5 protein-coding genes are annotated in these 12,427 nt (G+C 60.9%); 2 read left to right on the top strand and 3 right to left on the bottom strand.

Annotated elements, in window-relative coordinates:
- Positions 1-155: 155 nt before the first annotated feature.
- Positions 156-1,532, top strand: coding sequence for an amino acid permease (locus ACPW75_RS11265; protein ID WP_077097794.1), 1,377 nt, complete (start codon positions 156-158; stop codon positions 1,530-1,532).
- 246 nt (positions 1,533-1,778) lie between these two features.
- Here the strand turns inward: ACPW75_RS11265 and ACPW75_RS11270 are convergent, their stop codons facing one another.
- The 3 genes from ACPW75_RS11270 to ACPW75_RS11280 all read right to left on the bottom strand — a co-directional run bounded on the left by ACPW75_RS11270 (position 1,779) and on the right by ACPW75_RS11280 (position 11,385).
- The gene (locus ACPW75_RS11270) at positions 1,779-2,483 is read right to left on the bottom strand and encodes an SIMPL domain-containing protein (protein ID WP_029300114.1); all 705 of its coding nucleotides are present in this window, start codon (positions 2,481-2,483) and stop codon (positions 1,779-1,781) included.
- A 56-nt stretch (positions 2,484-2,539) separates the two neighbouring features.
- On the bottom strand, positions 2,540-3,097 hold the full coding sequence (locus ACPW75_RS11275) for a hypothetical protein (RefSeq protein ID WP_077097791.1): 558 nt from the start codon (positions 3,095-3,097) through the stop codon (positions 2,540-2,542).
- Positions 3,098-3,183: 86 nt separating this feature from the next.
- Positions 3,184-11,385 carry a beta strand repeat-containing protein gene (locus ACPW75_RS11280; RefSeq protein ID WP_425904457.1) on the bottom strand — a complete coding sequence of 2,734 codons (8,202 nt, stop codon included), beginning with the start codon at positions 11,383-11,385 and terminating at the stop codon, positions 3,184-3,186.
- Between the two features lie 85 nt (positions 11,386-11,470).
- Here ACPW75_RS11280 and ACPW75_RS11285 point away from each other — a divergent pair, with 85 nt between their 5' ends.
- Positions 11,471-12,388, top strand: a complete 918-nt coding sequence (locus ACPW75_RS11285) for an IS5 family transposase (RefSeq protein WP_024946304.1) — start codon at positions 11,471-11,473, stop codon at positions 12,386-12,388.
- The last annotated feature ends 39 nt before the right edge of the window (positions 12,389-12,427 follow it).

A 12,427-nucleotide genomic window follows, 5' to 3' on the forward strand; every position in this document is an offset into this window, starting at 1 on the left:
GGTAGTCGCCATAAAAAACAGAAAGCGACTCACTGTAACGAAATAAATACGGATTTCGTCACGTTTCAGGCACGCTTTGCCGTGCACGGTCACATGGAGTGACCCGACGGACGAGATGACAGACGAATGACTTCAGAAGACGTAAGGAAGGAAGAATGGATCTTCAACAAAACGGCGAGGAGCTGAAGCGCGGTTTGAAAAACCGCCATATCCAGCTCATCGCACTGGGCGGCGCCATCGGCACCGGCCTGTTTCTCGGCATTGCCCAGACCATCAAGATGGCGGGCCCCTCCGTGCTGCTTGGCTATGCCATCGGTGGTTTTATCGCCTTCCTGATCATGCGCCAGCTGGGCGAGATGGTGGTGGAAGAGCCGGTAGCCGGCTCCTTCAGCCACTTCGCCTACAAATACTGGGGTGACTTCGCCGGCTTTGCCTCCGGCTGGAACTACTGGGTGCTCTACGTGCTGGTGAGCATGGCCGAGCTGACCGCGGTGGGCATTTATGTCCAGTACTGGTGGCCCGAGATCCCGACCTGGATGTCGGCGGCCTTCTTCTTCGTGCTGATCAACGCCATCAACCTCTCCAACGTCAAGGCGTTTGGCGAGATGGAGTTCTGGTTCGCCATCATCAAGGTGGTGGCCATCATCGGCATGATCGGCTTTGGCGGCTACCTGCTGGCCAGCGGCAACGGCGGCCCGGACGCCAGCGTCAGCAACCTGTGGGCCCAGGGCGGCTTCTTCCCCAACGGCATCAGCGGTCTGGTGATGGCGATGGCGGTGATCATGTTCTCGTTTGGCGGGCTCGAGCTGGTCGGCATCACGGCTGCCGAGGCCGACAATCCCGAGAAGAGCATCCCCAAGGCCACCAATCAGGTGATCTACCGGATCCTCATCTTCTACATCGGCGCCCTGGCCGTGCTGATGTCCCTCTACCCCTGGGGCAAGGTAGTGGAAGGCGGCAGTCCCTTCGTCATGATCTTCCACGCACTGGACAGCAATCTGGTGGCCACCGTGCTCAACATGGTGGTATTGACTGCGGCTCTGTCGGTCTACAACAGCTGTGTCTACTGCAACAGCCGCATGCTGTTTGGTCTGGCCAAGCAGGGCAACGGCCCGCGCCGCCTGCTCAAGACCAACAAGAGCGGGGTGCCGGTGGTGGCCATCTCCGTCTCCGCCGCGGCCACCCTGCTGTGCGTACTCATCAACTATCTGATGCCGGGCAAGGCGTTCGAGCTGTTGATGGCGCTGGTGGTCTCCGCCCTGGTCATCAACTGGGCCATGATAAGCCTCGCGCACCTGAAGTTTCGCAAGAGCAAGCAAGCCGAAGGCGTGGTTCCCAAGTTCAAGGCGTTCTGGTACCCGTTCGGCAATTACCTCTGCCTTGCCTTCATGGCCGGCATCCTGGTCATCATGTACCTGACCCCGGGCATCCAGATCTCGGTACTGCTCATCCCGGTCTGGATCATCGTGCTGGCCATCGGCTATCAGTTCAAGCAGAAGCGCCGGGCTCGCGTCGCGGCCAACCTGGGCTGATGGCATCAGCCTCATCCCCCTCAAAAGCCGGTCACTGACCGGCTTTTTTCTACCCAGATATTACCGCCGCAAGTAGGCATCACCCGCCTCCCCTCTTCAGTCCACCATGACCATTTGAGCACGAGCGCAGATAGCGGCCATCGCCAGCTCTCTCTTTGGCAAGCATCCTTGCTCGTCTAAAAACAACAAGCCCGAGACAGAGAGCTCGGGCTTGTTGCAAAAAGGCAGGTAGAAAACCGCGCAGGACTATTCCAGCAGGAAGACGGCTTCCACGTTGTCCGTGATGGTGATCTGCTGCTGTTGGTAGCTGTTTTCCATCATGTCGGCGGCAGGTGCCATGGCGGCAGCCTTGAGGGCCCGGCTGTAGATCGGCATGGGGCTATTGTTGCGGTACTCGACGCTGTAAACCTTGCCGAGTTTCATGCCAAACGCCTTGGCCAGAGACTCAGCCTTGGTTTTGGCATCTTCAACCGCTCCGAGACGCGCCTGCTCCTTGATGGTTTGCGGCGCCTTGAGCCCGTACTCAATCTGGGACACGGATTCCAGCCCGGCCTTGAGTGCGGTGTCCATCAGCTCGCTCAGCTTGTCGAGTTGATAGAGTTTGACCGCAAGCTGGCGCTGGGCACGGTAGCCCACCAGTTCCGGCTTCTTGTTCTGCGGATACTGGTATTCCGGAGAGATCACCAGATTGCCCGCCTCCACGTCGCTGCGCTTGATGCCCAGCCCTTCCAGCTGGCCAAAGAAGGCGGCAACCTTGCCATCCACCTGCTGCTTGGCCTTGATGCCCTGTTTTTCCAGCGCCGTCACGGAGACATTCAGCGTCAGCATGTCGGGCTCGGCTTTTTGCTCGGCATAACCGCTCACCACCAGATGGGGGGCTTGCGGCACTTCAAGGGCAAACAGGGGTGCACTGATAACCAGGGCAGACAGGGTAAGCAGGGGACGCCACATAAAAAAAGACCTCAATCTATTGGAGTGAGGTCATTATGCCCGTCGTCGAATGGGATTCATATATCGTGCAACGGCGGGATCTGATCCAGTACCTGATTGGTCATATCGATATTGATGCTGATCTCGCTACCTGGCAGCCCCTGATGAGCAGCAGCCAGTGGCGTGGCACTGCGGGAACCCAGCAGCACATCATCATCAAAATGGAAGGAGTCCCACGACAGAACATGTCCGGCCAGCGGAGCTACCGGCTCTGTCATCGTGGTGGTCACCAGGGGGGCACAATCGATGTTGTCGGAGTGGCCGAGCAGATCCTGCAGGCAGACATCGCTCAAACTCTGCAACGTATACTCCTGCTGCCCCTGTTCATGACCGACCAGCACCATCATGTGGGGTGGCGCTGCATCCACGGCTGGCGTGAATGAGATAGTGGCCGCCGCAAAGTCCACATTCAGTGAACCAGCAACCTCGCCATCATCGCTCTCCAGATCCAGCGCATCAATCCGATCACCCGCCATCGTGGCATGATAGCCAAACTGGCCGGTACAGGTAATGCTGCCCTGCCCGTCCCAGCTATAGCGAATGCCATCGATATCAACCCAATTAAATGACTGCATGGTGACCCTCTCCTGTACTGCCGCTATCTTAGCCGCCCCCTCAGTCAAAAAACAGGGGCCAGGTATTACCCGGCCCCCTTGGCTGGTTACGGATCAACCTTGAGGTTGCCGTCATCCAGCAGTTGCTTGATGATGTCGTGGTTGGTCGTCAGCCCACCGCTGTGATCCAGATCCAGGCTACCCTGGAACTGTACCGTCAGTTGTGAACCACCACTGGTAAGCCCATTTGTATCAATGGTTAGCTTGTTGGTTGCAGTATCAAACTTCAAGTAGTTGTCCAGCGCCGTCGCCAGATCGTTGTTGTTGGCTGCCGAGGGAACACCAACCAGCAGATCCGACAGATCCAGTACATCACCACCGCTGGTCGGATTGCCCAACGTAAAGTCGGTAATCTTGTCGGTACTGCTATCCGCATCGCCAGCAAGCCACTTGAAGGTATCGCTACCGGCACCACCCGTCATGGTATCGCTACCCAGACCACCGATCAGCAGATCCTTGCCATCGCCTCCTTGCAGTATGTCGTTGCCAATCCCGCCGATCAGAGTATCGTCACCAGCCTCCCCGTAGAGAGTGTCGTTGCCACTGCCGCCATCCAGTACGTCGTTGCCCTTGCCACCGACCAGGGTATCCTTGCCACCCATTCCGTACAGCAAGTCATCACCATCGCCGCCGGACAAGATGTTGTCCAGACTGTTGCCCGTGATGCTGTCACCGAAATCAGACCCGATGGCGTGCCCTTGCGTGCTGTTGAAGGTCACATTCACACCGCTGGCAGAACTGTCGTAGTCCAGAGTAAACGGTGCTTCCGGCAGCAGGCTAAGCCCAATGTTGCTGTGGACTGCATCACCATCTCCATCCGTCAGCGTGACCGGCAGCTGCAAACTGACCGGGATCCCAGGAGTGGCAACACTGGAACCGAAGTCCCCAATCTTGAAGTCACTCCCGGCCGCATAATGGAATTCCAGGCTGTTATAGCCATCCGCGGTGTAGGCCGCCAGCTTGGTATTGGACACAACCCCTACCACAGTCGCGGCATATGCAACGCCAGAGGTGGGATCATCGTCAGTAAAGTTGACTGTAAAGCTGCGGCCTCCCACCGCCACAGTCTGGGACATGCCAGCACCGATGCTGACGATCCTGGTCGAACCGTTGTAGCTGATTGCAACGGCGGTCAGCGACTCCTTGTTGCCATCGCCAATATCGTTGTCACTATCGACATCCTGACGGGCAACCACTTTCACACTGGAGCCACCGCTGCTGATTGATGTGAACAGGGCGGAAGCGCCATTCACATCGTAGTGGGCTTCAAAGGCATGGGTCTGGTTGGCCAGGTTGCCGTAAGATCCACCACTGACCGGATTACCTGTCAGGTCGATGACAAAGTCGATCCGCATCGCCTCACCAGATCCAACCGATGCCCCACTGCTAATCCCCCCCGTATTAGCAGAAGTGTTGACGGTGCCACCATCCGCACCATTGGTCATCGCCGTCAACAGCAGATCCTTGCTGTTGTCATTCGCAATCGTATTAAAGCCGGCCCAGGAAGCATTACCACCGACGAAGTTGTAATCACCACCATTGAAGTCGATCGTGGTCTGTCCGCCATCGACCTCACCAATCATCTGAACCTGATAGGTCCCGGATGCAGGTTGCAGGGTGGCAATGAACACAGTACCCGCCGCCGTTGCGGCAGTCAGCGTAATGCCATCCGAAGACAGGGTATAGGTGACAGGTAAACCGCCCGAGGTCATGCCACTGCTGCTGCCATTCAAACTGCTGTCGAACCGGATTGAACCACCATCCCCCCCGTAGTTGTTGGACAAAGTGCCATCACCATCCAGCAGGAAGATGCCAGTCACCCCGGACTGATTCAGCATGACCCCCATGGCCGGAGTCATGACAACCGGCACATCGTCTTCAACCTGTACGATGAAGTCGCGAACCAGCGTCACGTTATCCACCCCTTCGTGGGCCGTGATCGCACTGGACAGATTCAACGCCTTCAGTTCCAGGTCGTTGCCATCAGCCAGGGCATGATCAATCGGGCCCTGCAGGGTAAAGGTGTAATCGCCATCAGCCTCGACAGCCAGCGTGAAGATGGGTTTGCTGCCTGCCACTGCAACCAGGGTATCGACTCCGACACCGTGGATGATGCTGTAGGTAATCGCCACACCACCTGAGGTCAACGCAGGCAAACCGGCTGTACTGCCGACGCCGAAGTTGACGCCGATACTGTCGACCACCATATGGGCCAGAGAGCCTGCAACTGTGGTCAGGGCTGGGTTGTTGCCAGGCAGACCGGCAGGCAGGCCATCTTCGAACACGGAAGCCGTGATCGGAGTGGTATCCAGCACCAGTATCTTCAACAGAGCGCTGGAGGTGTCACCATCGGCATCCACAATGGTGTAGGTAAAGGTCTCCTGTGTATCGACGGCCACATCATTGGGCGGAGTGTAGGAGTAGGAACCGTCCGCATTCACGGTCAGATGCCCACCCAGAGGTGTAGTCATGGGGCCGGTCGTTCCTCCTTGCACCAGGAAGGTCACCACATTGCCATTCACACTGTCGGCGACCCCGACATAAGCGGCCGGATTGCTGACGGTAAAGCTGACCTGCAATACGGTCACGGGGGTATCGGCACCGGCACTGTCCACACCGGCACTGGCATCCACATCCGTGATCACATTGCCGGTAGCTGGTGGCGGTACGGTGGCCTGGAGTGTGGCGTCCAGGTCATAGATGTTGTTGACCAACGTGACGGCATCCCCATGATCCTCCACCAGGCCAAGCTGAGCGATCGCCGTCGCATTGCCACTGACGTTCAACCCCACCGCGTAAACCTCAACATTGTTGCTGTTCACAAAGCTGGTCCAGCCGGCCGGGACATTCCCCTCGTTGGGAGCGCCATCCGACAGGAAATAGACCTTGGTTTCATACCCAGCCAAAGCGGGGTTCGCCAGATCCGCCGTCAGTTGATTCTGCGCCAATACGAGTGGTGCGTTGTAGTTGGTACCGCCACCATCTGTCGGCAAACCGGAAATACTGGCCTTGGCCACATCAGGATCACTGGTTTGCGGGATCAATACAGCTCCACTGGCAAAATCAATGACCGTGAAGACCAGCGGCACACCCAGCGCCACATAGGAGTCAATCATGTGGTTTAGTGCATCCTTCGCCAGCTCCAGGCGATTTGGCGAACCATTTGTCGACGTACCGATCTGCCACAACATGCTGCCTGATGTATCGATGACCATCACCAGGTTGAAGGGTGGCAACCCTGCTTCAGTGATGACGACGCTGTTGTCTTTAGCTGTCGGTACATCATCTTCGAACCGGATGTTGCCACCAAGGTCCGCACTCACCGTCCCGGTCGCGGTGTCGTTGTCACCGTCCACCACCGTCACCGTCGCACTCAGCAGCACCTTGCCATTGGCCAGGCTAATGAGGTTGTTGTCGTTGCTGTTGTCCACGTCCTCCGGCAGATGGTCCAGCTCCGCCGACTGCGTCAGCGTCACCGTGCCATTGCTCGCCACGCTGATGCGGAACACCTCCCCGGCCGTGGTCGAGCCAACAATGTCGCTGCCCACCTTGGTCAGGGTGATGGCCAGCCCGTTGCTGGTCAGCCCGCTGTTGCTGTCAGTCACGCTCAGGCTGTAACCGCTCACCGTGGTGGTGCCCGGACCGTCCGCGCCATAGCTCGGCACCGCCGCCGCCAGGAACGCCGCCGCAAAGCTGCCGGTCGCCGTGTCACTGGCCGACCCGATGGTCTGTGCATCCTGGGTGGTCAGGGTGATGCCACCATCCGCCACCGCGTTGATGGTCACGCTCGGTACGTCGTCCTCGAAGCTGATGTTGCCACCAAGGTCCGCACTCACCGTCCCGGTCGCGGTGTCGTTGTCACCGTCCACCACCGTCACCGTCGCACTCAGCAGCACCTTGCCATTGGCCAGGCTAATGAGGTTGTTGTCGTTGCTGTTGTCCACGTCCTCCGGCAGATGGTCCAGCTCCGCCGACTGCGTCAGCGTCACCGTGCCATTGCTCGCCACGCTGATGCGGAACACCTCCCCGGCCGTGGTCGAGCCAACAATGTCGCTGCCCACCTTGGTCAGGGTGATGGCCAGCCCATTGCTGGTCAGCCCGCTGTTGCTGTCAGTCACGCTCAGGCTGTAACCGCTCACCGTGGTGGTGCCCGGACCGTCCGCGCCATAGCTCGGCACCGCCGCCGCCAGGAACGCCGCCGCAAAGCTGCCGGTCGCCGTGTCACTGGCCGACCCGATGGTCTGTGCATCCTGGGTGGTCAGGGTGATGCCACCATCCGCCACCGCGTTGATGGTCACGCTCGGTACGTCGTCCTCGAAGCTGATGTTGCCACCAAGGTCCGCACTCACCGTCCCGGTCGCGGTGTCGTTGTCACCGTCCACCACCGTCACCGTCGCACTCAGCAGCACCTTGCCATTGGCCAGGCTAATGAGGTTGTTGTCGTTGCTGTTGTCCACGTCCTCCGGCAGATGGTCCAGCTCCGCCGACTGCGTCAGCGTCACGGTGCCATTGCTCGCCACGCTGATGCGGAACACCTCCCCGGCCGTGGTCGAGCCAACGATGTCGCTGCCCACCTTGGTCAGGGTGATGGCCAGCCCATTGCTGGTCAGCCCGCTGTTGCTGTCAGTCACGCTCAGGCTGTAACCGCTCACCGTGGTGGTGCCCGGACCGTCCGCGCCATAGCTCGGCACCGCCGCCGCCAGGAACGCCGCCGCAAAGCTGCCGGTCGCCGTGTCACTGGCCGACCCGATGGTCTGTGCATCCTGGGTGGTCAGGGTGATGCCACCATCCGCCACCGCGTTGATGGTCACGCTCGGTACGTCGTCCTCGAAGCTGATGTTGCCACCAAGGTCCGCACTCACCGTCCCGGTCGCGGTGTCGTTGTCACCGTCCACCACCGTCACCGTCGCACTCAGCAGCACCTTGCCATTGGCCAGGCTAATGAGGTTGTTGTCGTTGCTGTTGTCCACGTCCTCCGGCAGATGGTCCAGCTCCGCCGACTGCGTCAGCGTCACCGTGCCATTGCTCGCCACGCTGATGCGGAACACCTCCCCGGCCGTGGTCGAGCCAACAATGTCGCTGCCCACCTTGGTCAGGGTGATGGCCAGCCCATTGCTGGTCAGCCCGCTGTTGCTGTCAGTCACGCTCAGGCTGTAACCGCTCACCGTGGTGGTGCCCGGACCGTCCGCGCCATAGCTCGGCACCGCCGCCGCCAGGAACGCCGCCGCAAAGCTGCCGGTCGCCGTGTCACTGGCCGACCCGATGGTCTGTGCATCCTGGGTGGTCAGGGTGATGCCACCATCCGCCACCGCGTTGATGGTCACGCTCGGTACGTCGTCCTCGAAGCTGATGTTGCCACCAAGGTCCGCACTCACCGTCCCGGTCGCGGTGTCGTTGTCACCGTCCACCACCGTCACCGTCGCACTCAGCAGCACCTTGCCATTGGCCAGGCTAATGAGGTTGTTGTCGTTGCTGTTGTCCACGTCCTCCGGCAGATGGTCCAGCTCCGCCGACTGCGTCAGCGTCACCGTGCCATTGCTCGCCACGCTGATGCGGAACACCTCCCCGGCCGTGGTCGAGCCAACAATGTCGCTGCCCACCTTGGTCAGGGTGATGGCCAGCCCATTGCTGGTCAGCCCGCTGTTGCTGTCAGTCACGCTCAGGCTGTAACCGCTCACCGTGGTGGTGCCCGGACCGTCCGCGCCATAGCTCGGCACCGCCGCCGCCAGGAACGCCGCCGCAAAGCTGCCGGTCGCCGTGTCACTGGCCGACCCGATGGTCTGTGCATCCTGGGTGGTCAGGGTGATGCCACCATCCGCCACCGCGTTGATGGTCACGCTCGGTACGTCGTCCTCGAAGCTGATGTTGCCACCAAGGTCCGCACTCACCGTCCCGGTCGCGGTGTCGTTGTCACCGTCCACCACCGTCACCGTCGCACTCAGCAGCACCTTGCCATTGGCCAGGCTAATGAGGTTGTTGTCGTTGCTGTTGTCCACGTCCTCCGGCAGATGGTCCAGCTCCGCCGACTGCGTCAGCGTCACGGTGCCATTGCTCGCCACGCTGATGCGGAACACCTCCCCGGCCGTGGTCGAGCCAACGATGTCGCTGCCCACCTTGGTCAGGGTGATGGCCAGCCCATTGCTGGTCAGCCCGCTGTTGCTGTCAGTCACGCTCAGGCTGTAACCGCTCACCGTGGTGGTGCCCGGACCGTCCGCGCCATAGCTCGGCACCGCCGCCGCCAGGAACGCCGCCGCAAAGCTGCCGGTCGCCGTGTCACTGGCCGACCCGATGGTCTGTGCATCCTGGGTGGTCAGGGTGATGCCACCATCCGCCACCGCGTTGATGGTCACGCTCGGTACGTCGTCCTCGAAGCTGATGTTGCCACCAAGGTCCGCACTCACCGTCCCGGTCGCGGTGTCGTTGTCACCGTCCACCACCGTCACCGTCGCACTCAGCAGCACCTTGCCATTGGCCAGGCTAATGAGGTTGTTGTCGTTGCTGTTGTCCACGTCCTCCGGCAGATGGTCCAGCTCCGCCGACTGCGTCAGCGTCACCGTGCCATTGCTCGCCACGCTGATGCGGAACACCTCCCCGGCCGTGGTCGAGCCAACAATGTCGCTGCCCACCTTGGTCAGGGTGATGGCCAGCCCATTGCTGGTCAGCCCGCTGTTGCTGTCAGTCACGCTCAGGCTGTAACCGCTCACCGTGGTGGTGCCCGGACCGTCCGCGCCATAGCTCGGCACCGCCGCCGCCAGGAACGCCGCCGCAAAGCTGCCGGTCGCCGTGTCACTGGCCGACCCGATGGTCTGTGCATCCTGGGTGGTCAGGGTGATGCCACCATCCGCCACCGCGTTGATGGTCACGCTCGGTACGTCGTCCTCGAAGCTGATGTTGCCACCAAGGTCCGCACTCACCGTCCCGGTCGCGGTGTCGTTGTCACCGTCCACCACCGTCACCGTCGCACTCAGCAGCACCTTGCCATTGGCCAGGCTAATGAGGTTGTTGTCGTTGCTGTTGTCCACGTCCTCCGGCAGATGGTCCAGCTCCGCCGACTGCGTCAGCGTCACGGTGCCATTGCTCGCCACGCTGATGCGGAACACCTCCCCGGCCGTGGTCGAGCCAACGATGTCGCTGCCCACCTTGGTCAGGGTGATGGCCAGCCCGTTGCTGGTCAGCCCGCTGTTGCTGTCAGTCACGCTCAGGCTGTAACCGCTCACCGTGGTGGTGCCCGGACCGTCCGCGCCATAGCTCGGCACCGCCGCCGCCAGGAACGCCGCCGCAAAGCTGCCGGTCGCCGTGTCACTGGCCGACCCGATGGTCTGTGCATCCTGGGTGGTCAGGGTGATGCCACCATCCGCCACCGCGTTGATGGTCACGCTGGGGCCGTCATCCTCGAAGCGGAACACGCCGTTGGCGCCCAGATCTACCGCCGCACTGGCGCTGTCGCCATCGGCATCGGTCACGGTCTGCACCAGGGTCAGCACGCCCTGACCCAGCGTCAGCGCCACGCTGTCATCCGCATTGGTGGTGTCGCCGTGCCAGACGTTGTCCAGCAGGGCCAGAGTCACTTCCCCGCTACTCGGGTTGATGGTCAGGGTGAAGTAGTCCACCCCACCCGCGCTGCCGGTGATGACGTTGCCCACCTGATTGAGCACGATGGCGGCACCCTGGCCGTTGGCCGCGGCCGGATCGACCGCATACAGGCCGCTCACCACATTGCTGCCGGTCAGCGCCAGGCTGTAGCCGATGCTGCCCGCCCCGTCCGCTCCGAAGGCCGGGTTGAACTGGGCCTGCACATTGGCGGCGCTCAGGGTAGCACTGGCCACCCCGTCAGTACCGGCACCGCCCAGGCTGACCAGGCTTTCATCCACGGTCGCCCCCAGGCTCGGTGCTTCCACCGCCAGCCCGGCCCGCGGGCCGTCATCCTCGAAGCGGAACACGCCGTTGGCGCCCAAGTCCACCGCCGCACTGGCGCTATCGCCATCGGCATCGGTCACGGTCTGCACCAGGGTCAGCACGCCCTGCCCCAGCGTCAGCGCCACGCTGTCATCCGCATTGGTGGTGTCGCCGTGCCAGACGTTGTCCAGCAGGGCCAGAGTCACTTCCCCGCTACTCGGGTTGATGGTCAGGGTGAAGTAGTCCACCCCACCCGCGCTGCCGGTGATGACGTTGCCCACCTGATTGAGCACGATGGCGGCACCCTGGCCGTTGGCCGCGGCCGGATCGACCGCATACAGGCCGCTCGCCACGTTGGTGCGGCCTTGTTGCTCAAATCGGGGAACTATCTGTCATCTCGGTGATCTGATCCTGTAGCGCAGTCTCCGAGAGCATCAGATGGGCAAGTCCAAGCACAAGATCAGCAACTGGCAGCAGTACAACCAAGCCTTGGTGCAACGCGGTTCGTTGACCATCTGGATGGACGAACAAGCCATTAAGCAGTGGCATTGCCTGGTCCACCATGGCCGCCGAGGGAGAGGTTTCCACTACAGTGACACCGCCATTGAGACGGCCCTGATGCTAAAAGGCTTGTTCAAGTTGCCGCTGCGGGCGCTAGAAGGCTTCATTAACTCGTTGTTCCAACTGATGGCGGTGCCTTTGCAGTCGCCGGACTATAGCTGTATCAGCAAGCGCGCCAAGACCGTCGACATCAAGTACCGCCTCCCCAGCCAAGGCCCGGTGGCTCACTTGGTCATTGATGCCACCGGCCTCAAGGTCTATGGCGAAGGCGAATGGAAAATTCGCAAACACGGCAAGGAGAAGCGACGAGTGTGGCGCAAGCTCCACTTGGCGGTGGATGCCACAACCCATGCGGTCATCGCTGCCGAAGTCAGCCTGGAGACGGTGGCGGATAACGAGGTGTTACCGACGTTGCTCAACCCCTTACGACGCAAGATAAAACAGGTCAGCGCCGATGGTGCGTATGACACCAAGGCCTGTCATGCGCTACTGAAGAAGAAGGGGGCGAAAGCCACCATACCGCCGAGAAAAAATGCGGCACCGTGGGAGGAAGACCATCCCCGCAACGAGGCGGTGACGGCGCTCAAGGCCGGTGAACTGAAGCAATGGAAGAAAGACTCCGGCTATCACCAGCGCTCGATAGCCGAGACCGCCATGTACCGGTTCAAGCAACTCATCGGGCCAACGCTGAGCCTGCGGAACTACAACGCCCAGGTGGGCGAAATCCTGGCTGGCGTGAAGGTGATGAACAAGCTGATAGGGCTTGGTATGCCTGTTCGCCAGCCAGTGAATTGAGTGGTATCAACGGGTTGGGGAACGGCCATCCAGCGACGG

This window comes from Aeromonas sp. FL131 (assembly GCF_049860615.1).
GTDB lineage: Bacteria > Pseudomonadota > Gammaproteobacteria > Enterobacterales > Aeromonadaceae > Aeromonas > Aeromonas hydrophila.